This is a genomic window from Agrobacterium sp. InxBP2, assembly GCF_026191755.1.
Classification (GTDB): Bacteria; Pseudomonadota; Alphaproteobacteria; order Rhizobiales; family Rhizobiaceae; genus Agrobacterium; species Agrobacterium pusense.
On record NZ_JAINDY010000026.1, the window covers coordinates 130199 to 156211 of the forward strand.

At 59.3% G+C, this 26013-nt stretch carries 24 protein-coding genes; 10 read left to right on the forward strand and 14 right to left on the reverse strand.

Going from position 1 to position 26013, the window contains the following annotated elements:
* Window positions 1-10 precede the first annotated feature (10 nt).
* The 7 genes from K7A42_RS08605 (at window position 11) to K7A42_RS08635 (ending at window position 8518) form a co-directional block, all read left to right on the forward strand.
* Window positions 11-868 (forward strand): ABC transporter permease, encoded by an 858-nt coding sequence (locus tag K7A42_RS08605; RefSeq protein ID WP_223215483.1) that lies wholly within the window; start codon window positions 11-13, stop codon window positions 866-868.
* Complete coding sequence (locus K7A42_RS08610; protein ID WP_282455073.1) at window positions 865-2535, forward strand: ABC transporter ATP-binding protein; 1671 nt, start codon at window positions 865-867, stop codon at window positions 2533-2535. Before K7A42_RS08605 ends, K7A42_RS08610 begins: the two co-directional genes overlap by 4 nt.
* Before the next feature lie 18 nt (window positions 2536-2553).
* Window positions 2554-4056 carry a M81 family metallopeptidase gene (locus K7A42_RS08615; RefSeq protein ID WP_037090487.1) on the forward strand — a complete coding sequence of 501 codons (1503 nt, stop codon included), beginning with the start codon at window positions 2554-2556 and terminating at the stop codon, window positions 4054-4056.
* 32 nt (window positions 4057-4088) lie between these two features.
* Window positions 4089-5249 (forward strand): M20 aminoacylase family protein, encoded by a 1161-nt coding sequence (locus tag K7A42_RS08620; protein WP_112555282.1) that lies wholly within the window; start codon window positions 4089-4091, stop codon window positions 5247-5249.
* Window positions 5250-5330: 81 nt separating this feature from the next.
* Window positions 5331-6461 carry a M20/M25/M40 family metallo-hydrolase gene (locus K7A42_RS08625; protein WP_112555284.1) on the forward strand — a complete coding sequence of 377 codons (1131 nt, stop codon included), beginning with the start codon at window positions 5331-5333 and terminating at the stop codon, window positions 6459-6461.
* A gap of 10 nt (window positions 6462-6471) precedes the next feature.
* Entirely contained in the window at window positions 6472-7896 is a 1425-nt protein-coding gene (locus tag K7A42_RS08630; protein ID WP_112555286.1) for an amidase, read from the forward strand.
* Between the two features lie 259 nt (window positions 7897-8155).
* Window positions 8156-8518, forward strand: a complete 363-nt coding sequence (locus K7A42_RS08635) for a hypothetical protein (RefSeq protein ID WP_112555288.1) — start codon at window positions 8156-8158, stop codon at window positions 8516-8518.
* Between the two features lie 176 nt (window positions 8519-8694).
* Here the strand turns inward: K7A42_RS08635 and K7A42_RS08640 are convergent, their stop codons facing one another.
* The 3 genes from K7A42_RS08640 to K7A42_RS08650 all read right to left on the reverse strand — a co-directional run bounded on the left by K7A42_RS08640 (window position 8695) and on the right by K7A42_RS08650 (window position 11963).
* Entirely contained in the window at window positions 8695-9624 is a 930-nt protein-coding gene (locus K7A42_RS08640) for a sugar phosphate isomerase/epimerase family protein (protein WP_037090496.1), read from the reverse strand.
* Between the two features lie 182 nt (window positions 9625-9806).
* A complete protein-coding gene (locus tag K7A42_RS08645) occupies window positions 9807-10979 on the reverse strand; it encodes a Gfo/Idh/MocA family protein (RefSeq protein WP_174151134.1) in 1173 nt (390 codons plus the stop codon).
* An 81-nt stretch (window positions 10980-11060) separates the two neighbouring features.
* Window positions 11061-11963, reverse strand: coding sequence for a sugar phosphate isomerase/epimerase family protein (locus tag K7A42_RS08650; RefSeq protein WP_100911310.1), 903 nt, complete (start codon window positions 11961-11963; stop codon window positions 11061-11063).
* On the opposite strand from K7A42_RS08650, the gene K7A42_RS08655 reads away from it, so the two are divergent.
* Complete coding sequence (locus tag K7A42_RS08655) at window positions 11950-12231, forward strand: hypothetical protein (protein WP_125270979.1); 282 nt, start codon at window positions 11950-11952, stop codon at window positions 12229-12231. The two genes, K7A42_RS08650 and K7A42_RS08655, sit on opposite strands and share 14 nt — an antisense overlap.
* Window positions 12228-13268: a LacI family DNA-binding transcriptional regulator gene (locus tag K7A42_RS08660; protein ID WP_004437443.1), complete on the forward strand. Its 1041-nt coding sequence runs from the start codon at window positions 12228-12230 to the stop codon at window positions 13266-13268. Before K7A42_RS08655 ends, K7A42_RS08660 begins: the two co-directional genes overlap by 4 nt.
* Window positions 13269-13452: 184 nt before the next feature.
* Here the strand turns inward: K7A42_RS08660 and ehuA are convergent, their stop codons facing one another.
* The 11 genes from ehuA to K7A42_RS08715 all read right to left on the reverse strand — a co-directional run bounded on the left by ehuA (window position 13453) and on the right by K7A42_RS08715 (window position 25376).
* Window positions 13453-14232 (reverse strand): ectoine/hydroxyectoine ABC transporter ATP-binding protein EhuA, encoded by a 780-nt coding sequence (gene ehuA, locus K7A42_RS08665; RefSeq protein ID WP_006699965.1) that lies wholly within the window; start codon window positions 14230-14232, stop codon window positions 13453-13455.
* Window positions 14229-14921: an ectoine/hydroxyectoine ABC transporter permease subunit EhuD gene (gene ehuD / locus K7A42_RS08670; RefSeq protein WP_022563363.1), complete on the reverse strand. Its 693-nt coding sequence runs from the start codon at window positions 14919-14921 to the stop codon at window positions 14229-14231. Before ehuD ends, ehuA begins: the two co-directional genes overlap by 4 nt.
* Window positions 14922-14933: 12 nt before the next feature.
* The gene (ehuC, locus tag K7A42_RS08675; protein WP_112555293.1) at window positions 14934-15599 is read right to left on the reverse strand and encodes an ectoine/hydroxyectoine ABC transporter permease subunit EhuC; all 666 of its coding nucleotides are present in this window, start codon (window positions 15597-15599) and stop codon (window positions 14934-14936) included.
* A gap of 60 nt (window positions 15600-15659) precedes the next feature.
* The gene (ehuB, locus tag K7A42_RS08680) at window positions 15660-16511 is read right to left on the reverse strand and encodes an ectoine/hydroxyectoine ABC transporter substrate-binding protein EhuB (RefSeq protein ID WP_004437452.1); all 852 of its coding nucleotides are present in this window, start codon (window positions 16509-16511) and stop codon (window positions 15660-15662) included.
* A 60-nt stretch (window positions 16512-16571) separates the two neighbouring features.
* The gene (doeB, locus tag K7A42_RS08685) at window positions 16572-17585 is read right to left on the reverse strand and encodes a N(2)-acetyl-L-2,4-diaminobutanoate deacetylase DoeB (RefSeq protein WP_112555295.1); all 1014 of its coding nucleotides are present in this window, start codon (window positions 17583-17585) and stop codon (window positions 16572-16574) included.
* Window positions 17586-17589: 4 nt separating this feature from the next.
* Window positions 17590-18768, reverse strand: coding sequence for an ectoine hydrolase DoeA (gene doeA, locus K7A42_RS08690; RefSeq protein WP_112555297.1), 1179 nt, complete (start codon window positions 18766-18768; stop codon window positions 17590-17592).
* Window positions 18765-19778 (reverse strand): ectoine utilization protein EutC, encoded by a 1014-nt coding sequence (eutC, locus tag K7A42_RS08695; protein WP_112555299.1) that lies wholly within the window; start codon window positions 19776-19778, stop codon window positions 18765-18767. Before eutC ends, doeA begins: the two co-directional genes overlap by 4 nt.
* The gene (eutB, locus tag K7A42_RS08700; protein WP_162719223.1) at window positions 19775-20794 is read right to left on the reverse strand and encodes a hydroxyectoine utilization dehydratase EutB; all 1020 of its coding nucleotides are present in this window, start codon (window positions 20792-20794) and stop codon (window positions 19775-19777) included. The genes eutC and eutB overlap by 4 nt, the downstream gene beginning before the upstream one ends.
* A gap of 68 nt (window positions 20795-20862) precedes the next feature.
* Window positions 20863-22311 carry a PLP-dependent aminotransferase family protein gene (locus K7A42_RS08705; protein WP_108081752.1) on the reverse strand — a complete coding sequence of 483 codons (1449 nt, stop codon included), beginning with the start codon at window positions 22309-22311 and terminating at the stop codon, window positions 20863-20865.
* Between the two features lie 169 nt (window positions 22312-22480).
* Window positions 22481-23884 carry an aspartate aminotransferase family protein gene (locus K7A42_RS08710; protein ID WP_112416528.1) on the reverse strand — a complete coding sequence of 468 codons (1404 nt, stop codon included), beginning with the start codon at window positions 23882-23884 and terminating at the stop codon, window positions 22481-22483.
* Window positions 23885-23897: 13 nt separating this feature from the next.
* Window positions 23898-25376 carry an NAD-dependent succinate-semialdehyde dehydrogenase gene (locus K7A42_RS08715; RefSeq protein ID WP_112555301.1) on the reverse strand — a complete coding sequence of 493 codons (1479 nt, stop codon included), beginning with the start codon at window positions 25374-25376 and terminating at the stop codon, window positions 23898-23900.
* A 120-nt stretch (window positions 25377-25496) separates the two neighbouring features.
* Here K7A42_RS08715 and K7A42_RS08720 point away from each other — a divergent pair, with 120 nt between their 5' ends.
* Entirely contained in the window at window positions 25497-25964 is a 468-nt protein-coding gene (locus tag K7A42_RS08720) for an Lrp/AsnC family transcriptional regulator (protein WP_112555303.1), read from the forward strand.
* Window positions 25965-26013 lie beyond the last annotated feature (49 nt).

Here is a 26013-nt window from a genome sequence, read left to right on the forward strand (position 1 = left end):
TGGTGCCGCCATGCGGCTACCCGTTTTCGCCGGCAGAAAAAAACGCGGACAAGCTGTCCTCGTCCCTGCCATCGCGCTTGCAATTCTTATCCTGATCATTCTCATGGCTGTTCTCGCGCCATGGCTTGCTCCGCATGATCCCGTGGCCATGACGCCCTCTGCCCGCCTCAAGCCCGCCAGCGATATCTACCCGCTCGGTTCCGATGCCTACGGACGGGACCTGCTGTCGCGTGTGCTCTACGGGGCTCGCATCTCCCTTTTTATTGGTATCGGAGCGACTGTCATCTCGGTGGCTGTCGGACTGGGGATTGGCCTGGTCTCGGGCTTCTTTCGGTTCCTCGACGCCGTGGTCATGCGGATCATGGACGCACTGATGGCAATTCCAAGCCTGCTGCTCGCCATCGCCGTGGTTTCGCTCACCGGGGCAAATATCTGGACCGTCATGTTCGCCATTACTGTCCCGGAAATTCCTCGTGTGGTGCGTCTTGTTCGCTCGGTGGTGCTGACTGCACGCGAAGAGCCCTACGTCGAGGCCGCGATCGCTGCCGGTTCGGGCCTTCCGAAAATCCTCTGGCGGCATCTGATGCCGAATACCCTGGCGCCGCTCATCGTGCAGGCCACCTATGTCTGCGCCTCGGCGATTCTTACAGAAGCGATCCTGTCTTTCCTCGGGGCTGGTGTCTCCACGGAAATACCGACATGGGGAAATATCATGGCCGAGGGACGCGCCTATTTCCAGATCAATCCGCAACTGATCTTCTGGCCAGGTCTGGTGCTCTCGCTCTGCATTCTATCCATCAACCTTCTCGGTGATACGGCGCGCGATCTGCTCGATCCGCGCATGAAGAAAAGGGAGGCCGCGAAATGACGGCTGTTGCATTCGATCCCGCCACCGCGTCCGAAGTATTGCGCGTCGAGAACCTCGTCATCCGCCTGACCGGAGACGATGACAGCGTGCCGGTCCTCAACGGCATTTCGGTCACCATCCGAGCCGGAGAAACTGTGTGCCTTGTGGGCGAGAGCGGTTCTGGCAAATCGGTGACCTCGCTCGCTACGATGGGGCTCCTGCCGCGAAATTCTCTTGAACCTGCAGGGGGTACAATCCTGTTTGAAGGTGAAGACCTCCTCAAGGCCGACGCCGGCCGCATGCGGGCACTGCGCTCGAAAAGTATTGCCATGATTTTCCAGGAGCCGATGACAGCACTCAACCCGGTGCTGACGGTTGGCCGGCAGATTTGCGAGGTGCTTCAGGAGCACACGACGCTTTCAGCAAGAGAGCAGAAGATCGCCGTTCTTGAGATGATGCGGGAAGTGCATCTGCCCGATGTCGAGCGGATATTCGCAGCCTATCTCCATCAGCTCTCGGGTGGACAGCGCCAGCGTATCATGATTGCCATGGCCTTGATCCTCAAACCCAGACTGCTGATCGCCGACGAACCGACCACAGCCCTTGATGTGACGACCCAGAAGCAGATCCTCAAGCTCATCAATGAACTTCAGGAAAAGCAGGGTACCGCCGTTCTCTTTATAACCCACGACATGGGCGTAGTGGCCGAGATTGCAGACACCGTCTACGTCATGAACCGTGGCAATCTCGTCGAGAGTGGTCCGGTCGACACGATTTTAAGAGCGCCGGAAATGGACTATACCCGCACGCTTCTTTCTTCCGTGCCAAGCCTTCAACCGCGCGAGCCGCGCCCCGCGCTCTCGGACGAGGTCGTGCTCTCGGCCTCGGAGCTTGAGAAGGTGTATGGCAAAAAAGGCTTTTTCGGAAAAACCGCGGCCGAAACAAAAGCCGCGACGGATGTGTCCTTCACACTGAAGAAGGGTCGTACACTCGGTATCGTCGGTGAAAGCGGCTCTGGCAAGTCGACCGTCGCTCGCTGTATCATGCGGCTGATCGATCCCACCTCCGGCTCGATCCGCATTTCCGGACAGGAAATCGCCGATTTCTCCCGCCGGACCCTGCAGCCATATCGCCAGCATATCCAGATGGTGTTTCAGGATCCCTATCGCTCGCTCAACCCGCGTATCACGGTGGGGGAAAGCATCATTGAAGGGCCAGTAAATTACGGTACGCCGAGGCGGGACGCCCTGAAGCGAGCGCGCGAACTTCTCGCAATCGTCGGCCTGCCCCCGGATGCAGTGGGCCGCTATCCTCACCAGTTCTCAGGCGGCCAGCGCCAGCGCATCGCGATCGCCCGTGCCGTTGCCATGAACCCGAAGGTTCTCGTGGCCGACGAGGCAGTGTCGGCACTCGACGTATCGGTTCAGGCACAGGTACTCGACCTTCTTGCGGACTTGCAGGAAAAGCTCGGTATTTCCATCCTGTTCATCACGCATGATCTTCGCGTTGCCGCCCAGATATGTGACGACGTGATCGTTATGCAGAAAGGTCGCATTGTGGAATATGCCAGCGGCTACGAAGTGCTCACCAGTCCGGTTCATGCATACACCCGCCAGCTTATCGATGCCGCCCCGGGGCGGCATTGGGATTTCGCCAATTTCCGGCCGCTTGCCCCCGAAGCTGCATAATTTCCAGGAGAATGACCGATGACGTCCCGGCGTGTCGCCTTTGCCGGTTTCATTCATGAGACCAATACATTTGCTCCCACCAAAGCCACTTATGACGCCTTTCTGAAGGGATCGGGCCATCTGCCGCTCTGCCGTGGCGAGGAGATGATCGCTCTCGTCCGGGGCGCAAATACCGGTATCGAGGGCGCGCTCGATTACGCCCGGCAAGCAAACTGGGAAGTTGTTCCTATACTGCGGGCAAGCGCCGTTCCTTCTGCTCATGTTACCGAGGATGCTTTCGAGCGCATTGCCGGTGAGATCGTTGCCGGCATCGTGGCAGCGCTGCCCGTCGACGGAATCTACCTCGATCTTCATGGAGCCATGGTCTGTGAACATCTGGACGATGGCGAGGGCGAACTTCTCGCCCGCATCAAAAGCGCAGTCGGCCACGACATCCCCGTCGCTGTCAGTCTCGACCTGCACGGCAACATAACCAGGCGGTCGGTCGACGACGCCGATGTCATGATCGGCTACCGCACCTATCCGCATGTGGACATGGCCCTGACTGGCAAACGTGCCGCGGGTTTGCTTGACCGCCTGATGGATGGTGAGCGTTTTGCGAAGTCCTATCGTCAGATCGACTATCTGATCCCCATATCGTGGCAATGTACTGAGATGGAGCCGGCGCAATCCATCTATGCCCGCCTCGCAGGACTGGAGGAAGAGAAAACAATTGTCTCGCTCTCCTTCTTTCCCGGCTTCCCGGCTGCCGATTTCAACGATTGCGGTGCGACTGTTCTCTCCTATGGAACGACGCAGGAAGCAGCTGATCTTGCCGCCGACGAGCTGAAGGCCCTGATCGACGCCAGTGAGCCCGCCTTTGCCGGGCGCGTCTACAGCGCTGATGAGGGCGTAAAGGAGGCAATCCGTCTTTCCGCAACCGCCGCAAAGCCTGTCGTGCTTGCGGATACGCAGGACAATCCCGGGGCCGGTGGCGATTCCGATACGACCGGAATGCTGCGGGCTCTCATCGACAACGGTGCACAGAACGCGGCGCTTGGCCTGCTCTATGACCCTGAGGCTGCGCTGGCAGCACAGGCAGCAGGCGTCGGCGCAACGATCCGCATCGCGCTCGGTGGAAAATCCGGCATTCCCGGTGACGAGCCGCTTGAGGCCGAGTTCATCGTCGAAGCATTGTCCGACGGGTTGACACGCGTCACCGGTCCCTACTACGGCGACACCCTGATGCGGCTTGGACCTTCAGCGTGCCTCAGGATCGGTGGCGTTCGCGTAGCCGTAGCCTCTCACAAGGTGCAGATGGCCGACCGCGGCCTGTTCCGTTATCTCGGCATCGAGCCGGAAACGTCGAGCATTCTCGTCAACAAGAGCTCGGTGCACTTCCGCGCAGATTTCGAACCGTTTGCCGAGACAATTCTCGTTTGTGCCGCACCCGGTCCAATGGCCGTTGACCCGGCTGCCCTTCCATGGAGGAGGCTTCGCCCGGGCGTCCGCCTCTCCCCTCTCTCTGCCGCCCTCTCCTGATCCGTCACTTTTTTGAATTCAAGGATACAGCAATGCCCGTTATCGAGAAAATTGCCGCCTGGCACGATGAAATGACTGCCCTTCGCCGTGACATTCACGCTCATCCGGAGATCGGTTTTGAGGAGATACGAACTTCCGCCATCGTTGCCGATAAGCTGGCGAGCTACGGCATCGAGGTGCATCGCGGCATCGGCAAGACCGGCGTTGTCGGCGTTTTGAAGGGGGCTAAGGGAAGCGGGCGTACCATCGGCCTGCGTGCCGACATGGACGCGCTGCCGATGGAGGAGCGTACCAACCTGCCTTACTCGTCGAAAATAGCGAACCGCTTCCACGGCTGCGGCCATGACGGTCACACGACCATGTTACTTGGTGCCGCGCGATACCTCGCCGAAACCCGCAATTTTGCCGGCACGGCCGTATTCATTTTTCAGCCCGGCGAAGAAGGCTGCGGAGGGGCTCGCGCCATGCTTGCAGACGGCCTGTTTGAACGTTTCCCCTGTGACGAGCTCTACGGGTTGCACAATATGCCGAACGAGGAGCCGAACAAGATCGGCATCAAGCCGGGCACCGCAATGGCCGGCGCTGATTTCTTCGATTTTCACATCAAGGGACGCGGCAGCCACGGTGCGCGTCCCGAAGGGTCCAAGGATCCCGTCATTGTCGCAACTCACTTGGTCTCGGCCCTGCAATCGATCGTGTCGCGCAACATTTCTCCACTTCGGTCAGCCGTGGTGTCGGTCACGCAGATTCATGCCGGCTCCGCCTATAATGTCGTTCCGGAAGAGGCGACAGTCTCCGGCACCGTGCGTTATCTCGACCGCGAGGTGAATGAACAGATCCGTGAGCGTATGCGCACCATCGCAGCCGGCCTTGCCGCGTCTTTCGAAGTCGAAATTGAAACAGACATTCGCAATGTTTTCGACGTCCTCATCAATACGGAAGAACTTGTCGAGGGCTTCGCCGATGCCGCCCGCGACATCGTGGGTGCAGACCTTGTCTATGCGAAGGACGAGCCTGTCATGGGCAGCGAGGACTTTGCCGATATGCTCTACAAGGTGCCCGGCGTCTACTGCACCGTTGGCCATGCCGGATCGGTACAGCTGCACAATCCGGGCTTTGTTCTGGATGACAATATTCTGCCGGTTGGTGCGAGCCTTCTGGCGCGTGTCGTCGAAAAACGTCTGGCCGCCTGACGCCCATGCCCTGCCACAAGATCGGGATTGCTCCCTCCCTTGAGCGCGGGCGTCCCGTCACGATGAAACGAGCCCCCTATTATGGATTTCACCAAACTTCCCCTTGATATAGACGCCATGCTGAAGCGTCTCAGGCCCTGGATAGAATGCGAAAGCCCGACATTCGATGCTGCAGCCGTGGATCGCATGATGGATCTTGCTGCCACCGATTTCGCAACGATCGGTGCCACAATAGAACGAATCCCCGGCCGTATGGGACTTGGCGGCAGCCTGCGTGCGCGTTTTGGCGACACGCACGGCACGCCTGGAATTCTTGTCTCCGGTCATCTCGATACGGTTCACCCGGTTGGCACGCTGAAAGAACTCCCGTTTCGTATCGAGGATACACGTGCCTACGGCCCGGGCATACTCGACATGAAGGGTGGCAATTTTCTGGTACTGGAAGCAATGAGGCAGCTTCTGAACACGGGCATCGGCACCCGCCTTCCCGTCACCGTCTTGCTGACCCCCGACGAAGAGATCGGCACACCCTCGACGCGGGACCTGATCGAGGCTGAGGCCCGGCGCAACAAATACGTGCTGGTTCCCGAACCGGCACGGGAGGAGAACGGGGTGGTCACCGGTCGCTATGCCATCGCCCGCTACAACCTGGTGGCCCGCGGCAGACCCTCGCATGCCGGCGTTTCGCCGAAATCCGGGCGGTCTGCAATTCGCGAAATGGCCCGCAGGGTGATTGAAATAGATGCAATGAGCGACGACGACTGCACTTTTTCCGTTGGCGTCATGCATGGCGGGCAATGGGTCAATTGTGTCTCTTCGCTGTGCACGGCCGAGGCACTGTCCATGGCGAAAACCGATGACGATCTCGCGTCCGGTGTCGCCCGAATGCTCAATTTGTCAGGGGTGGAAAACGAGGTGGAGTTCTCGGTCACCTGCGGCGTCACCAGACCCGTCTGGCCACCGGACCGTCCGGAAACCATGGCGCTTTACGAAAAGGCTCGTTTGCTTGCCGACAGTCTTGGGGTTTGCCTTCCCCACGGCAGTTCAGGCGGCGGTTCCGACGGCAATTTTACGGGCGCGCTCGGCATTGCCACGCTCTGTGGCCTGGGGCTGCGTGGCGCAGGTTATCACACCCTCGAAGAGCACATCGAAATTGACAGCCTGATTGATCGCGGCAGGCTTATGGCCGGTCTTCTGGCGACGCTGGATTGAGGATAGAGTAATGACAGGCGACATCACCCGGCTCTCCGCAGCCGCGCTTTCCAGGGCAATCCACCTGCGGCAGGTTTCCTGCCTCTCCGTGATGGAAGCCTATCTCGATCGCATCGACAGTCTCAATCCGGCCGTGAATGCGATCGTCTTTCGTCGACCAAGCACACAGTTGCTGGAGGAGGCGCGCGCCTGTGACCGGGAACTTGAGGGGGGTCGCTCGCGCGGATGGATGCACGGGTTCCCCCAGGCGGTAAAAGATCTCTCCGAAGTTCAGGGCCTGCCGTGCTCCTGGGGGTCGCCGCTCTTTGACAATTTTGTTTCCACCGCCGACAGTCTCCATGTGGAACGTGTTCGCGCCGCCGGCGCGATTTTCATTGGCAAGACCAACACGCCCGAATTTGGCCTTGGGTCCCATACGACCAACCCTGTCCATGGCCCAACCCGAAACCCCTATGACAGGACCAGAAGCGCCGGCGGTTCTTCCGGTGGCGCGGCGGCGGCGCTCGCATGCCGGATGCTGCCGGTCGCAGATGGCTCTGACATGATGGGCTCGCTGCGCAATCCTGCCGCCTTCAACAACGTTGTCGGCTTCCGGCCGAGTTTTGGGAGGGTTCCAGGCACAAAAGGGAACGAGCTTTTCCTTGGCCAGCTTGCCACTTCAGGCCCCATGGGCAAGACGGTGGAGGACGCCGCTCTGCTTCTCGCAACGCAGGCAGGTTATGACCGGCGCGACCCGCTATCCCTGGCGGATGAAAGTCTCGCGATCCGAGGTCCTGCAACGACACAGGGAATGAAAGTCGCCTGGTTTGGTGATTTCGGTGGATATCTTCCCTTTGAGCCCGGGGTTCTGGATGTCGATCGCAAGGCTCTCGCCGTCCTGGCGAACATGGGCTGCGATATCGATGAACTCGTGCCGGATTTCGAACTGCCGAAACTCTGGGAAGCGTGGATGACATTGCGCAGCTTCAGCGTGACCCACGGCCTGCGCGCCTTTTATGACCAGCCGGAAACACGGTCGCTTCTCAATCGGCAACAGATGTTTGAATTCGACATCGCGCTTTCGTGCAGTGCCGCCGATATCTTTAATGCGTCCGTCGTCCGGACAGCCTGGTACCAGTATCTCTGCAGATTGTTTGAACGGTACGATTTTATTTTGATGCCGAGTGCACAGGTATTCCCTTTCGATATCGATCTCTCGTGGCCGACCGAAATCGACGGAAAAGCCATGGACACCTATCATCGCTGGATGGAGGTCGTGATCGGTCCCACGCTGGCTGGACTTCCCGTGGCGGCCGTTCCCGCGGGATTCGGGGTTAACGGGTTGCCGACTGGTATACAGCTGGTGGGACCACCACGCAGTGACCGGGCAACCCTTGAATTTGCACTGGCGTATGAGCAGTCAGCTGACATCCAGACGGGTGATGTGGTCATGTAAACCCCTTTGGCGCTCCGGGGCTTTCTTTGAAGCGCGAGCCGGTCTGAGACGGATAGCTTATGCGGCTTGTAGCAAGTAATATCGTCTCGTTGGACCGGGTCCTGCGTTCAATTGCGGAGCCATGAGTATGGTTTCTGTTGCATCCCGGGCTTCCGTCTGTTCGCAACAACACATCTCTGCCATTGCCTGTAGCGGCTGAGGCGCTATCATGGGGATGCTGTGGGGCGCTAAGCTTTGGGAGGAGCGATACGTGAGACGGATGTGGCCAGATGAATTTGCGTTTCTGCTGGACGATGCGGAAGAGGTCGACTTGCATATTCCACCAGTTGCACATGAGGATGGATCGCCGGGAAAAACCATTTCCAGGAAGGCTTTGAAAGTTCGTATCAGCCAGCAGGACTTCGAGAAAATTTGGCCGCTTGCCGAGGCTCGCTATCGGTTGAACGGCAGGTTTGCGGGCAAGGCCATTACGCTGATCGCCAATAATCCCCATTACCAGAAGTGGCATCCCTCCGATGGCGGCAGTGTCGAAACCGTGTCGGATAGCGGTCAAAAATATACCACGCCTTATGTGATCGTGCACTTTCTGCTGGATGATGTCCGCGAGCCTGTCGAGGTTTAGTTCGCAGAGCCGCCTGCCGTCAGTTAGCCCCGGCCTTTCATGGCGTCCCGATATTGGACGTTGCGGGAATAGTCTCTCGCTTCAAAGGCTCTCGCATATGATCGAACGATCGTTGAAGATTGAGGCAGCCATTGTATGAAAACGGGAGACGCGGCCGCTGGCCGCGCCCTTCGGGTTCAGAAGCCGCTTTTTGCAAGAAATGCCCTGCTGGCTGCCAGATCATCGAGAATGCTGCCAGTATTACGCGGATCGCGTTCCTGTTCGATGGTGATATAGCCGCCATAACCAAGTTCGGTCAGGAGGCTGCGGATGGCTGGATAGTCAATCGAGCCGCGGCCTATCGGACACATCACGCCCTTGGCGCAGGCCTCGAAGAAGCGGATGCGCTCCGCCATCACTTCCTGAAAGACCGCGGCGTCGATATCCTTGAAATGAATGTAGTCGACGCGATCCCAATAGCGGCGCAACGTGGCGACGGGGTCCATGCCGGAATAGGCCATATGGCCGGTATCGAGGCAGAAACCCGCAAGATCTGCGGGAATGTCCTCAACGATCTGCTGCAACTCATCGGCAAACTCGATGTAGCCGCCGGCATGGGGATGTAAGGTGGCGCGCACGCCATATTTGTCCCGGGCGAGCGTTGCGATGGCCCGGATGTTCTCCACCATGCCCCGCCAGGCGGTTTTATCGAGACGTGGCGCGCGGTCAGAATGTCCGGCGGCATAATCACGCTCGTCATGGCCCCAGTCCATCACCGTCAGATAGGGGGCGGAAAAACGTTGGCCCGCATGGGTTTCCGGCTTTGGCAGGCGCGTTATCAGCGCGCAGATCTCCTCAGTCTGGCGTAGCAGATTGTCGCGATTTCCGGGTGAGACCAGATCGTCGAAGATGGTGCCGGCGACGATCTTGAGGCCTCGTTCATCCAGCGCCTGCGAAACGCGCCTGAGGTCGAGCGGCAGATAACCGTAGGGGCCGAGTTCCAGACCGCCGAAACCGGCTGCTTTCGCTTCGTCCAGCACCCTTTCCCAATGGGGAAGATGCGGGTTCTTGACATCGTCGACGCCCCAGCAGCAGGGAGCGGTGGTGATGGTGATCGGGTTGGTCATTTGATCCTCATGGCGGCAGCGGCATCGGCCTGTTCTCTAGCCCGGTGCAACGTCTCATCGGTTGATGGCGGCTTGCAGGGCAACGATGGAGGGCCGGCTGTCCGCTTGGTGAATATGATGAAATCCTCACATGAAGGCTGACCCAGCCGGAGGAGGATTGATCCGGAATGCCCTTAAATTCATTATGCGAAATCGACCCAGGTGGCACCGGCATCGGCCGAACGAACGCAGTTTTCCAGCCAGCGGACGCCTTCTGTGCCGGCTGCGATGCCGGGATAGTGATGGGTCTTGAGAAAAGCCCTGTCACCGCGATTGGCCGCATCGATTGCCTGGGCGATCCAGAGGTAAATGTTCGACCAGCTATCACCGAGACCTTCGGTGTGCAGCGCGCCCATACGATCGACAGCAAGGCTCTCCTCTTCCAGATACGGCATGCCGTGATGCAGGATACGCTCCGGCTCGCCCTGAACCTGATAGATCAGCTGATCGGGACGCGAATCGGACCATTCAAGCGACGCCCTGGAACCGATGAAGCGGTAACGCTGCGACCCCATATTGCCGGCATTGACGGAAGAAACCCACAGACGCCCGCGTGCGCCATTATCATAATGCATGAGTACCGTCGCATGGTCCTCCAGCGGCGCCCGCGTCGGGATGAAAGCCTTCCGGTCGCAAAGCAGTCGTTCCACCTTCATGTGCGGCAGCACGATTTCCGAGAGATAATAGAGATGCGTACCGATATCGCCGAGCACGAAGGTCGGGCCAGCGGTACGGGGATTGGTGCGCCATTTGACGGCCTCGCCTGCGCCCGCATCGTCGCCGGCATTGAAGCCGTGGGTATATTGCAGATCGACGATGCGGATATCGCCCAGCATCCCCTTTTTGACCATGGCAGCCATCTGGTGCACCAGCGGATGGCCGGTATAGCCATAGGTGACGCCGACGATCAGTCCCTTCTGTTCGGCCAGCCGCGCCACCTCGTCACATTCTGCAACGGTGAAGAATAACGGTTTTTCGCAGATGACGTGCAGCCCGGCTTCAAGGCAGGCCTTGGTGATCTCGTAATGGGTAAAGTTGGGGGTGGCGATGGAGACGACGTCGATACCGTCTTTGCGCGCGGTTTCGCCAGCTATCAGTGCCCTGTAATCCGGGTAGCAGCGTTCCGCCTCCACGCCGAGATTGACGCCGAAATCGCGGCCCATTTCGGCATCCAGGTCGAAGGCGCCGGCGACGAGCTGGTAATTGCCATCGCGCAGGGCGCCGGTGCGGTGCTTGTATCCTACCTGTCCCGTGCGGCCGCCGCCCACCATGGCCCAGCGCAGCGGTCGCGAAATCAGTCTTTCTCCATTGATCATGTCGATCGTCTTTCCGTCGGATGTTTCGAATGGCGTAGCCAGAGGCAGGTTCTGCCTGGGCACCGGCACCGGTTTTTCGCGTTATTTCTTGAAATAGAGGTCGATATAGTCCTGCATCTTGGCGCGCATGAACCGGCTCGATTCATCCGCCCTGTCTTCCCAGGCGAAGACGCAGGAGGTCATGATGCCGTCGAAACCGATTTCAGCGAGCGTGCCGAAGAAGTCGTCCCATGGCACTTCGCCCTGACCGATATTCAGGTGCTGGTGCACCCTTGCCTGTGTACCGGGCGGGTTGAGAATGTAGCGGAGCCCAGAACTTGCCCTGTGGTTGAAGGTGTCGCCCACATGCACATGGGCCAGCACGTCCTTGGCTTCCCGAAGCATCGCCTTGGTATCGTCGCCGAAATAGAAGGTGTGTGGCGCGCAATAGAGGAATTTGACGTTCCTGGAGTTGACCGTGCGGATGATATCAAGCGCCGGCTGCAGCGTTTCGCACCAGTCTTCCGGATGCGGCTCGACATGCAGGCTGATGTTCTCGCGCTCGAAGATCGGTACCAACTCTTCCATCGAGCGCCACCATGCATCCTCGCAGGCCTCGATCATCGAACCCGTATGGCAGCAATAACATGAGCCCTTGTCGGGATGCGGTCCACGGCCGAACTCCGAGTTCATCGTGTCGACCTCAAGTTCGATTGCGATCTCGATAGCGCGTTTCCAGTGTTTGACCGCTGCCTGCCGCTCGGTTTCATCATTGGAGGCCCAGCGATACATTGGCAGCAGCGCGGCGATGCCGACATCGGCCTCTTTCAAAGCCTTCTTGAAGGACCTGATACGTTCGGGAAACACGCGCGGCGCCTTGAACCATTCGAGGAAATCGGCACGCGGGCTGAGTTCGATCCAGTCGTAACCGAGCTCCTTAACTTTGGCGGGCAGCTCATCGAGGCTGGTGAAACGGTGCATGTGGGGGTCGATGGCGATTTTCATCGATCTTGATCCTTCTTATGTCTCGACTGGATGGCGAGGGCGGATGGCCGCAAAGGCAATGGACGCCATCACAAGCGACGCGGTTCGTATCGCGAAAGATTTCCTGAAAAATGCCATTGCTTCCTCCCCGCCCATCCTCCCGATGGGCCTGAATGACAGGCCGATTTATATCTTTCATTTTCGCGGAAATGGAATTTATATTTCATTTGGCGTTGCATTTCGTATCATTTCATGTCATTCATCAATGATACGATTGAGGGCGCCATGAATCGACCCACCATTGCCGATCTTGCGAGAGCCGCGGGCGTCAGCATCTCCACTGTCAACCGGCTGCTGCACGGTTCGAGCGCCGTACGTCAGGATACGATCGATCAGATTCTCAAGGCGGCGCAGGAGATCGGGTTTTATGGTCTGGGCACCATCAAGGACCGAAGGCGCGAGGCCTTGCCACATTACAGGCTGGGCTTCCTGCTGCAGCAATCCCACCGGCCGCTTTACCGCCTTTGGGGAGAAGGGATCGTCGCTGCCGCACATCAGAGGCTGGAAAGCGTCATCGAGCCGGACGTGGTTTTTGAGGACGATCTTTCACCGGAGGCCGTTTCCGCCAATCTCCTGAAGATGGGGCAGTCCTGCAACGCAATTGCGGTTGTGACTGCCGATCACCCGCTGGTGAGCCAGGCCATTGATGAGTTGCGGAGCAAAGGTGTTCCCGTGGTGACCTATGTGTCCGATCTGTCAGCGGCGAGCCGGGCGGGTTTTGTCGGAACCGACAGCTGGAAACGCGGCCGGACGGCCGCTTGGTTCCTCAGTCAGACCGTGAAAGGCGAGGGAGTGGTCGTGCCCCTGATCGGCAGCAACCGTTATCAGTGCCAGGATGTTTCAGATGCTAGTTTTCGCTCCTACATGCGCGAGAACACGCCGGAACTGCAGGTAGCGGAAACACTGCTGACCCATGAAGAGCCGGAAAATGCCTATGCCGTCATTCGGGACATCATTGCTGCCGAACCAGGGCTCAGGGGGGTATATGTCAATGGCGGCGGCATATCGGGCGTCTTGCGGGCGCTCAGGGAGCTGCCTGCGGAGAAACAGCGCGGCATAAAGATCGTCTGCAACGATATCGGCCCGGAAACGCGCAAGGGCTTGAATGAGGGGCTGATTACCGCTTCGCTGCCACTGCCCCTCGACAGGATGCCGCAACAATTGATCGACGTGATGTTGCGGCGCATCGAGAACGCGGATTCGTCTTCCGTCGAACAGCGGATCGTACCCTTTGAAATCCTGACGCCGGAAAGCATCTGGACATGATCGCAGGGTGACGGGAATTCAAAATCCCCGAACCGCGTGAAATTACCGATTGGAAAAGCCACTCCACACAAAGACCGGTGGTGCGCGCGCCTGTTACGATAAGTGGTGAAGAATGGCAGCGGTTGGTGGCACGGTGCGAGAACGCGGACGCTTTTCGTAGTCGGCTTTTTATGGGCAACCATGCTTACCGCAGAACCGAAGAGAGAAACTCGCGGGTCCGCTCTTCTTTCGGCTCTCCAAAAATTTCCTCCGGCTTTCCCTGTTCGCAGATGCGCCCCTTGTCGAAGAAGCAGACCCTGTCCGATACCTCACGGGCAAAGCGCATTTCGTGGGTGACAAGCAGCATCGTCAGATCGTGCTCATGCGCGAGATCGCGGATGACGGAGAGCACTTCGCCCACCAGCTGCGGGTCCAGCGCCGAGGTCGGCTCATCGAAAAGCAATACACGCGGGCGCATGGCGAGCGAGCGGGCGATGGCGACACGCTGCTGTTGTCCGCCGGAAAGCTGAACCGGATAATGATCTTTCTTGTCCGCAAGCCCCACCATTTTCAATAGTTCGATCGCACGCGCCTCAGCCTCTCCACGGGCGATACCCAGAACACGCACCGGCGCCTCCACGATGTTGCGCAGCACGGTCATATGCGGAAAGAGATTGAAGCTCTGGAAAACCATGCCGACGTGGTTGCGGATCTGGCGCAGGTGTTTTTCCGAGGCCATGAAGGGGCCCTTGCCTCCCGGCTCATGATAGGACATGTCAGCCAGCGTCAGTTTTCCCTCCTGGAAGGGTTCGAGTGTCATGAGAATGCGCAGGACCGTCGACTTGCCGGAGCCGGAAGGGCCGATGAGGGTGACTTTTTCACCCTTCGCCACGCTGAAATTGAACTGGTCGAGCACCGTCAGAATGCCGAAGCGTTTCGTGACATCCGAAAATTCGATCAGTGGCTGATTGGTGGTGTTGGTCATCGCAAGGGTATTCCTGCTTTTGGGAGCGCCCTTTGCAGGCGGCTGAGGCCTGCCGAGCAGATTATGGTCAGAAGGAGGAAGATCAGGCCGACAAGCGTCAGCGGCACCAGATATTCAAAGGTGCGTTCGCCGATCATGTTGGCAAGCCCCATCATCTCGAGAACCGTGACGACTGATAGCACCGGCGTTTCCTTGATCATGGCAACGAGATAGTTGCCCATGGCTGGAACGATGCGCGGAATGGCCTGGGGAATGATGATATCGCGATAGGTTTGCATGCGCGTCAGGTTAAGCGCGGTCGCCGCTTCCCATTGGCCATGGTGTATCGCCTCTATGCCGCCGCGATAGACCTCGGAAGTATAGGCCGCATATTGCAGGCCGAGCGCCAGCGCGCCGGTCAGAAAAGCGGGCAAGACGATGCCGAAATCCGGAAGCACATAATAAAGAAAGAACAGCTGCACCAGAAGCGGCGTATCGCGCAGGAATTCGACCACCAGCGCGGTCGGCCAGGAAATCATCTTTACCCGGCTGCGGCGCAGCAGCGCAAAGACAAGTCCCAAAACCAGTGCGATGGCAAAACCGGCGGCGGCTGCCTTCAGCGTCACGGTCAGACCGATCAGGATGATGGGCAGGATGGAGGTCGTGTAGGTAAGCCAGGTGGTCGTGTCCCATTCGTAACCATACATCATGAGAAGATATCCTTACGAATGGCGCGTGCGCGGGAAGACATTGCCGCGCCGCACGAAGCGTTCGATCGCCCGGATGACGACCATCAGGATCAGCGACATCGCGAAGTAACAAAGCAGCGTGACCGAATAGATGCTGGCGCTGTCCAGCGTCAGGTTGCGGATCGACTGTGCCGCGAAGGTGAGATCGGCAATCGAGATCAACGAGACGAGCGAGGAAAGCTTTAGTGTCTCGATGGCCAGATTCCCGAAAGCCGGCATCATTTCGACGATCGCCTGTGGCAAGGAAATGCGAAAAAGCGTCTGCATGCGTGTGAAGTTCAGCGCGCGTGCGGCTTCCAGCTGTTGCACCGAGACGGAGGACAGCGCGCCGCGAACGATTTCCGCGCCGTAGCCGCCAGCATGGGCGGCAAGCACCAGCACCCCCGTCGTGACAGGATCGAAGCTCAACCCGACCAGCGGCAGGGCATAATAGAACCAGAATAGCTGCACCAGCAGCGAGGTGCCGCGAAACACTTCCGTATAACAGAGCGCGATTGCCGACAGGATGGGTCCGCCCTCGACGCGCAGAATGCCGAAGAAAAAAGCGAGTACGGTGCCGACGACAAGTGCTGCCACCGTAATCGTCATGGTGACGACGGCGCCTTGCCACAACATCGGCAGATAGGCAGTCATGTCCATCTGGAGTTTTCCCGAATTCCCGAGGAACGGCGCCCGGTTATGCCCGGACGCCGGCTGGCATTATTTGCCGGCGCAGAGATCGGCGACCTTCTTTTCGGCCGCTGCCGCGATACTCTGTTCGGAGAGACCGTATTTGGCGAGAATTTTCTTGTAGTCGTCGGTCTTGCGGAATTCGACCAGGGCAGCGTTGAAGGCGTCACGCAGCTCCTTGTCTTCCGGGCGGAAAGCGAAACCGCCGTAGTTGCGCACCGGCGCATCCTTCACGACCGGATCGGTGAAAGGCTTTACCTGCTCGACGTTCGCCTGACCCTTGGCGAGTTCCGAAACCGTCAGCTCCGTGGCCGCATAGGCGTCGGCGCGGCTCTGCACGGTTGGGATGGCGTCGGCATTGGCTGGGATGAAGACGATCTGTTCTTCCTTGACGCCAACGGCGCGCAGGAAGTCGACATTGTTCGCGCCCGACACGACGGCCACCTTCAATGAAGGGTCCTTTGCGATATCGGCATAGGTGGTCAGCTTTTTCGGATTACCTTTCTTCACCAGCAGGCCTTCGCCATAGGATGAGTTCGGCTCGGTGAAGGCCACCTGTTTGCAGCGCTCGGGCGAGATATTCTGTTCTGCGGCCGCAAAATCGAAGCGACGGGCCTTGAGGCCGGGGATCAGCGTGCCAAAGGGCGTCACCGTCCAGTTGACCTCTTCGATGCCCATCGATTTCAGAACCGCATTGGCCACATCCGGGCCGATGCCAGCGGAGGTGCCATCCGGCTGCATGTAGGAATAGGGCACTTCATTAGCCGTGGCGGCGCGAATGTAGCCCTGGCTTTTGACTTCTTCGACGGTGAGCGCGCTGGCTGACGTCACGCCGATGGTAAGGGCGAGGGCGGAAAGGCCGGCGAATTTGGTGATCTTCATGTTCTAACTCCTCTGGTTGGGTTGCGTGGTCCGTTTTCGGATCTCACGGTGTTCTGGTGGCTAGGTATTCTCCGTGACCGTGGCGATGACGGAAAGGCAGTCTCCAGCCTTGATGAGGCCGGGTACGTGGCGCGCGGCAAGCAGCCCTGACATGGAGGCGCGGTAATCGACCGGTGCGAGGCCGGTTTTCCCGATGGGATAAACCCGTGCGATTGTCTCACCAACCGTGACCGCGTCTCCCAGATCGCGGACAAAGGCGACGAGACCGTCGTCTTCGGCAAAGGTGAAGCAGTCGCTGGAGGGCATATCCAGCCAACGGCTTGGCGCGGCAACGGGCGAACCGGCCAATATGCCTGCATGTCGCAGCAGATTGATGGTGCCCCTGCGGGCGATATCGATCGATTTCGCGCTCGCCGTGCCGGCGCCGCCGAGTTCGGTGGTGACAAAGACCTTGCCCATTTCCTCGACGGTCGTGTCCAGCATGCCGACGGCGTCGATTTCCAGCATCTTCATCGAATAGGGGGCAGCAAAAGCGGCCACGGCATCAAAGCAACGGCTTTCCTGAGTTTTGTCGGGCAATTCGTGAGCCGCTGCATAGGGCAGGAAATCAAGCGTCCTGCCGCCGGAATGAAAATCGAGAACGATATCCGCGAGCGGTATCAGATGACGGGTGACGTAGTCGGCAATCTTCTCCGTCACGGTACCGTCAGGGCGACCGGGGAAGCTGCGGTTGAGGTTTCCCCGGTCGATGGGTGAGGTGCGTGTACCTGCGCGAAAGGCCGGGTAGTTGAGCGCTGGGACAATGATGATGCGGCCTTTCACTTCGGCCGGCTCGAGCCTCTGGGCGAGTTCGAAAAGCGCCGCCGGCCCCTCATACTCATCGCCGTGATTGGCGCCGGTCAAAAGGGCGGTCGGCCCCTCACCATTGGCGATAACGCAGATCGGGATCATCACCGAGCCCCAGGCACTGTCATCGCGGCTGTAGGGCAGCCGCAGATGACCGTGTTGCACGCCCCTGGCGTCAAAATCGACGGAGGGCGTGATCGGGGAGGGGCGAAGCGCGGTCTTCAGCATCGTCTCAGCCCTTCACGAAGAGTTGCCGCGGTACATTGGAAAGGCATTCGACACCGGTGTCGGTAATCGCGATGCTCTCGGTGATTTCGAGCCCCATGTCCTCCAGCCACAGGCCGGTCATGAAATGGAACGTCATGCCGGGTTTCAGCTCCGTGCGGTCGCCGGGGCGAAGGCTCATGGTCCGCTCGCCCCAATCAGGCGGATAAGAAAGTCCGATCGGATAGCCGGTGCGGTTGTCCTTGATGATCCCGTATTTCTTCAGCACGGCAAAAAAGGCATTGGCGATGTCTTCGCAGGTATTGCCGGGCTTGGCTGCGGAAAGACCGGCCTCCATGCCCTCGAGCGTTGCTTTCTCTGCGTCAAGGAATGCCTTTGTCGGTTTGCCGAGAAAGACCGTGCGTGACAGCGGGCAATGATAACGACGGTACGCGCCGGCGATTTCGAAGAAGGTACCTTCGCCTGAGCGCATCGGCTTGTCGTCCCAGGTCAGGTGCGGCGCGGAGGCGTCGGCACCGGAAGGAAGTAGCGGCACAATGGCGGGGTAATCGCCGCCGAATTCTGCGGTGCCACGGATGCCGGCATCGTATATCTCTGCCACGAGATCGCACTTGCGCATGCCCGGTTCAACGACGTCAACGATACGCTTATGCATCAGTTCGACGATCTTGCCGGCCTTGCGCATATAGTCGAGTTCGGTTGGGCTTTTGACAGCGCGCTGCCAGTTCACGAGGCCGGCGGCGTCCTTGAAACGTGCGTTTGGCAGATGTTTGTTCAGCGATGCGAAGGCTGCTGCCGAGAAATAATAATTGTCCATTTCGACACCGACCGTCAGGCCTGACCAGCCCCGTTCCTCGATGATCTGCGACAACAGGTCCATCGGGTGCCGTTCGGTCGATTGAACATAGTGATCGGGATAGCCGATGATATTTTCATGGGCGAGGTACGCCGTGCGCCTGGCGCCATTGGCATCCTGTTTGCGGCCATACCAGATCGGCTCGCCATCCGGCGGCACGAGCACAGATTGGTGGACGTAGAAGGACCAGCCGTCATAACCCGTCAGCCAATGCATGTTGGACGGGTCGGTGACGACAAGCAGGTCGATACCGGCACTTTCCATGGCTTTCCGGGTTTTAGCCAGGCGCGCGGCATATTCCTCGCGCGTAAAGTTCAGCGTTACACTCACGCTGCGTCTCCCATTTTTACGCTGTTTTCGATGATTTGGCCGCTGCCTGCGTCTTTGGCGCGGGCAAAGGCGAGATTGGCGATGGCTGTGTCCTGCACGCCGGTGCCGGTCAGATCGGCAAAGGTGATGTCTTCGTTCGAGAGGCGGCCCTGTGACTTGCCGGCAATCACCTCTCCAAGCTCGGCGAAGGACTGATCCCGCTCGACGTAACCCGCGGCAATCGCGTGATGCAATTCGCCGAGAATGCGTGTCTGCGTAAGCCTGTCCGCGACATAGCGCACTCTGGCGAATACGGCCGGATCGATCTCGTTCTTGTGTTCGGCATCCGATCCCATCGCGGTCAGATGCTGGCCTTGTTCCAGCCAGTCGGCGCGCAGGATTGGCTTTTCGGCCGGTGTCGTGGTGACGATGATGTCAGCGTTTCGCACCGCTGCCTGTGGATCAGCCACTGCGGAAACTTCGATGCCGTGTTCCCTGGCAAAATCGTTTGCGAGCTTCTCAGCCTTGTCATGGTTTCGTGCCCAGATCCGCGCAGCTTTAATCGACCGCACCAGCGTCAAAGCCTCGAGCTGCAGACGCGCCTGCATGCCCGCCCCGAAAATCGTTGCGACGGACGCGTCCTTTCGTGCCATGTGCCGCGCCGCAACTGCACCGGCCGCAGCGGTGCGCACATCGGTAAGATAACCGTTGTCGAGAAGCAGGGCCTCCACCAGCCCGGTCCTCGCGCTGAAGAGGATCATCAGGCCATTGAGGCTCGGTAGCCCAAGCGTCGGATTGTCGAAGAAGCCGGGGCTGACCTTGATGGCAAAGCCGTCGAAACCCGGCACATAGGCAGTCTTCACATCCACTTCGCCGCGAAACTCGGGAATATCGAGCCGGAGGATCGGCGGCATGGCGACAGCTTTGGTGGCAAGGGCGCCAAAGGCCTGCTCGACACAGTCGACCGCGGAAAGGTCGAGCTTAACGACGGCGCGCAGGTCTTTTTCGGTGAGGATGGTGATGCGGCTCATGCGGCTCCCCCGTCGATGATGGTCTTGTGGAGCGCCGGATCGATGTTTCCGCCCGATACGATGATCGCGGTCGGGCCGCTGATGTTGACCTTGCCCGACAGGACGGCAGCGAAGGCAACGGCGCCCGCGCCTTCCACCCTCAGGCCTTCCTCGTGCGCCGCATGGCGGATGCCTGCTGCGATCTCGTCTTCGGAAACCAGCACGATGTCATCAAGCAATGCCTGGCAAAGTGCAAAGGTCACACGGTTCGCCAGTCCAATCCCGCCGCCGAGCGAATCCGCCAGCGTTTCTTCCTCCTGGACCGAGACGGGGCGACCGGCTTTAACCGACGCATGCATGGCCGCACCCCGCTCCATGGAAATACCGACGACCCGCGCCCTCGGCTTCAACGCTTTCACCGCAACGGCGATACCGCCCGCGAGACCGCCGCCCGAGAGAGGAACGAGAATTGTCGCCAGTTCAGGCATGTCCTCGACAACCTCGAGACCAATCGTGCCTTGGCCCGCCACGACGTCGCTATGATCGAACGGAGGTATAGGGGTCAGGCCATGGCTTCTGGTCAGGCGCTCCACTTCCTCCTGCGCGTCATCCTGTGATCTGCCGACGATCCGGATGTCGGCGCCAAGCGCGCGGATTGCCTCCACCTTGTTTGTCGGCACTAGCGCCGACATGCAGATGGTGGCGGGAATGCCGAGTTTGGCTGCAGCGTAGGCCACGGCCCGGCCATGATTGCCTGTCGAGGCGGTGACGAGGCCACGTTTGCGCGCCTCATCGTCAAGCGAGAATATGGCATTCATCGCGCCGCGCAGTTTGAAGGCGCCGATTGGTTGACGGCTTTCAAGCTTCAGATGAACGGGATGGCCACAGCGTTCGGACAGATTGTCCGAGCGGACCAGCGGGGTTCGCTCCACCTGTCCGGCAAGCCGCGCGGCCGCCTGCTCTATCGCGGCCAGCGAGACCGGAAGCGGGCTTTTTTCGGCGGATATGGACAGGTTTTCGCTCTTCATGATTGTCATGTTGTGAGCGAAGTAAAATCATGTCAATTATTATATTGTAATGATTCAATGATTTTCGGCTGATTGCCTCAGCCGATCGAGCCGATATCATAGACCGGGGGCAGTTGCTCGAAGGTCTGCCGTACGGTGTTTAAAGCCTTGGCCAGGCTTGCATGATTGAGGCGGCCGCCGAGGCATATGCGGATGCCGCCGCCATGGCCGGGTCCGGCAATGAATGGTTCTGATGGGGTTACCGCGACATTCTGGTTTGTCAGCGCACGTACAAGGCCGTCCTCAGTCCAGCGTGGCGGAACCTTCAGCCAGGCACAAAAGGACAGGGAGTGGGTCGAGGCGATATGGTGGCTCAATATGTCCGCGGCAATTTTCTGCCGCATGCGCGCTTCAGCGCGCTGGACGTCCAGCAGCCGCCTTGCGGTGCCGTTTTCTACCCAGCGCGTGGCGATTTCTGCCGTGAGATAGGTTCCACTCCAGCTCGATACACGCAGGATGGAGGCGGCGCGGATGGAATAGGCGGGTGGTACGACGAGATAACCAACGCGCAGCCCGGTCAGCACCGTCTTGGTGAAGCTGGTGACGAAAAAGCCCAGATCGGGCAGCATTTCAGTGATGGATGGCAAATCATCCTCGATGATCGGGCGATAAACTTCGTCTTCGATGACAAAGACGCCGTAGCGTTCGGCAATTGTCGCAATCTCCCGTCTGCGCTCCGCGCCCGATACATGCCCCGTGGGATTGTTGAGGGTGGGAATAAGCACCAGCGCCCTGACGCCGCCTGATGCACACGCGGCCTCCAGCGCGTCCGGTAAAACGCCCTCTTCATCGGTCGGCAGGCCCTTGAGACTGAAACCGAGAATGTTCGACAGGCCGATAATGCCGTGGTCCGTGAGGTTCTCGCAGAGAACCACGTCGTTCGATCGAATGATGCAGCTCAGGGCAAGGAAAATGCCGTGGGCTGCGCCGTTAGTGACGAGGATACGCTCCGCACCGGCGGTCACGCCCATCATGGTGAGCCAGGTTCGGGCGGTTTCGCGATGGCTGTCGAGGCCGGCCACCGGCCGGCAGGGGCGCATGAAACCCGAATTGTCACCATCGGCCAATTCACGAAGGATGGCGCGTGAGGCGTTTTCATGCTCGTCGAGATAGACGCCGCGGATAATGGAGAGATCGAGGACCTCAGTCGGGCTGTGGTCGAGCATCATGCGGCCCGCCCGTTCCGTCACCCGTGTCTTCACGAAGGTGCCTCGGCCGATCTCGCCGCTGAGATAGCCCAGCCGCTCGGCCTCCTTGTAGGAGAGGCTGACGGTCTGGACGGAAAGGCCGAGTTCACGGGCGAGGTCGCGATGGGTCGGCATGCGGTCCATTGGCTTCAGAACGCCGGCGTCGATATCGGCGATGATGCGTTCGGTCAGTGCCGAATGTTTCGTTTCGCCCTTCTGCTTGGCGAGAACTGGCCGCCATGCCACCGGTTTCGTTGCGGGAACCGGATCGAGGCTGAGCGGATTGGCTTGACGGCGCATGAAATTGTCTCGTTTTAGACGAAGATGATTTCATGACATTATGCACGGTTCGGTGAAAAGATGAAGCCTTATGCAGCGTAGATGACAATTGCATCCAAAACAGGCGCAATCGTCATCTCCCTGCTGTCCAGACGACCAGTTCCCCGTCCGGTAAAAGCCTGGCTGGTGATCAGATTTTTTCGCCAGCCTGGACCAGATCATCCATGACGCTGCGGACGGCGGCTTCGGCGATGGCGATGATCTCGTCCACCTCCGCCTTCGTCGTCACGAGCGGCGGTGCAAAGCCCAGAATATCGCCATGCGGCATGGCCCGCGCAATAAGGCCGCCATTGCGTGCTGCCTTCGAAACGCGTGCACCAACCGCAAGACCCGGTGCAAAACGTGTCTTCTTTTCCCGGTCCGCCACGAATTCGATGGCACCCATCAGGCCCACGCCACGCACCTCGCCGACGATTGGAAGCTGTGCGAACCTTGCCTTCAACTGCTCCTGAAAATAGTTGCCGACGGCCCGTGCATTGCCCGGCAGGTCTTCCTTTTCCACGATATCAAGCACGGCGTTTGCCGCAGCCGCACCGATGGGATGTCCGGAATAGGTATAGCCGTGCGAGAAGGCGCCGACGCGATCAGCGCCGTCCTCCATCACCTTGTAGACTTTCTCTCCTACGATCGCGCCGGAGAGCGGGAAATAGGCTGATGTCAGCCCTTTGGCGACGGTGATCAGATCCGGCTCGATGCCGTAATGTTGTGAGCCGAACATGGAGCCTGTACGCCCGAAGCCGGTAATCACCTCATCGGCGATCAACAGGACATCGTATTTTCTGAGAACATCCTGTATCGCCGACCAGTAGCCTTCCGGCGGCGGCGTGATACCCCCCGTGCCAAGCACCGGTTCAGCAATAAAGGCACCGATTGTGTCGGGGCCTTCGCGCAGAATGAGCTCTTCCAGTTCGTCGGCGCGCCGTTTTGAGAATTCCAGTTCGGTTTCACCGGCTTCAGCGCCCCAATAATGGTGGGGGACGCCGGTATGCAGCACGCCAGCGCGCGGCAGGTCCATGTGGTCATGATAAAAGCTCATGCCGGTCATGGAACCGGAAACGACGCTGCAGCCGTGATATCCCCGCTCGCGGGAAATGATCTTCTTCTTCTCCGGCTTGCCGCGCAGATTGTTGTAATACCAGACGAGCTTTGCCTGGGTCTCGTTGGCGTCCGAGCCGGACATGCCGTAAAACACCTTGCTCATCTTGCCGGGCGCCATCTTCACCAGCCGGTCGGACAGGATCGCCAGTTCATCCGTCGTGTGGGCGGCGTAGGAATGATAATAGGCGAGCCGATAGGCCTGACGGGAAATGGCTTCCGCCACCTCGGTGCGACCATAACCGACATTGACGCAATAAAGACCGGCAAAGCCATCGATCAACTGCTTGCCGTGGGCGTCCTGAATGCGGATGCCCTTGCCGGTTTCAACGATGGTCGGTTCCCCGAGCTTGCCGCTGGCGAAGTCTTTCAGCTGCGTGAAGGGGTGCAGAACCGCATTTCGATCCATTTCCGCGATATTTTTGATGTCGATGGTCATAGGCGGGTTCCTTTCAGGCAGCCAGATTGCCGAAGCAGACATATTTGGGTTCAAGATATTCCATCAGGCCGTGGCGCGAGCCTTCGCGACCGAGGCCGGATTGTTTCCAGCCGCCGAAGGGAATTGGCGCACCGGTGAATTTCGGCGTATTGACGGCAACCATGCCGTATTCCAGCTGGTCGGTCAGGCGCATCGCCCGGCCCAGATCGTTGGTGTAGACATAGGCCGCAAGTCCCATCTCGGTTGCATTGGCGCGGCGGACGACCTCATTCTCGTCATCGAAGGGAAGGATGGCGGCCACAGGCCCGAAGGTTTCCTCACGTGCGATCAGCATGTCGTCAGTCACATCAGCCAGCGCGGTTGGCGTTACGAAATTGCCGCCGAGCGGACTGTCCTGCCCGCCGCAGACGAGGCGCGCGCCAGCGGAGAGCGCCTGTGCGATCTGCTGACGGCACTTTTCGGCGACCGATGGCCGTGTCATCGGCCCAATGTCGATGCCCGGTTCAAGGCCGTGGCCAACGGTCAGTCTGGAAGTTGCGTCGGCAAACCGATCGATGAAGCGGTCATACAGCGCTCGCTGAACATAGATGCGATTTGCCGCCAGGCAGTCCTGGCCAGATGTAGCGAATTTGGCGCTGATGCACCCCGCCACCGCTTGAGAAAGATCAGAATCCCCAAATACGATGAAGGGTGCATGACCACCCAGCTCCAGCGACGCTTTCTTGACGGTTGCCGCCGACTGGGTAAGGAGCAGCCGCCCGACCTCCGTCGAGCCAGTGAAGGAGAACGCCCGCACATCGGTATGCTCCAGAAGACGACGCGCCAGAGGCGCGGCTTCACCGGGCAGTACCTGCAATACGCCGGCCGGCATGCCTGCCTCCTCCGCAAGTTTTGCCAGAGCCAGCGCCGAGAGCGGAGTTTCGGGTGCCGGCTTGACGATCATGGTGCAACCGGCGGCAAGGGCCGCTCCTGCCTTGCGGGCTATCATGGCTGACGGGAAGTTCCATGGCGTGATCGCTGCCGTTACGCCGATCGGCTGCATCCGTACGGAGAGATTGCCACCTTTCAGGTGGCTCGGTATTGTCTCGCCATAGGATCGCTCGCCTTCGCTCGCGAACCAGTCGAGAAAATTGGCCGCGTAGGAAATTTCCCCCAGCGATTCTTCCAGCGGCTTGCCCTGCTCGGCGCTGATGATAGTGGCGAGATCGCGCGCATTGTCGCGCATCAGTCTGCCCCAGCTCCGCAGGATGTCGCCGCGTTCTACCGGCAGCGTCTCGCGCCAGTGAAGGAAGGCTGCGCTTGCGGCCTCTATGGCGGAATCGACATCATCGAGAGAGCAGGCGGTCACATCCACGAGATGGTCGCCGCCTGCTGGGTCGATGACGCTCAGCCTCTCGCTGCGCTCCACCCATACCCCGTCCAAAAAGGCGCGATGCTCGATCAGATCGGGCCGGCGAAGGTTCTTCAACGCGGCGCTGGCAATACCTTTCATGAATATGCTCCGTTTTCATTTGCGTGGAGCTTAGCGTCGCTGCATGATCGATCTCCGGCATTTATTTCCTGCTTGACGCAGAAATAATGCTAATTTTACCCAACTACGCAGGAATTCTGCATGACCGATATTGATCGAGCCGACAGGGCGCTGCTTGACGCCGTGCAAAAGAACAACCGTCTGACGTCGGAGGAGCTTGCGCGGATCGTCAATCTCTCGCCGACGGCCTGCCAGAGGCGGCTCAAGCGATTACGGGAGGAGGGAGTGATCGAGGCGGATGTGGCGATCATCTCGCCCAAAGCCGTGGGACGGGGCATCACCATGATCGTCCTCGTGTCGCTGGAACGGGAGCGCGCGGACATCGTCGATCGCTTCAAGTCGGCGATCCGTGCGACGCGCGAAGTCATGATCGGCTATTATGTCACCGGCGATGCCGATTTCATTCTGGTAATCACGGCAAAGGACATGGAGGACTACGAGGCCTTCACCCGCCGCTTCTTTTATGAAAACCACGACATTAAAGGGTTCAAGACAATGGTCGTCATGGACCGCGTGAAGGCCGGATTCGCCTTTCCTATCGAAGACTGACCGGCCAGAGGCCTGCCAACATGTCTGTGTCGGGACTTCCGCCTTTTGT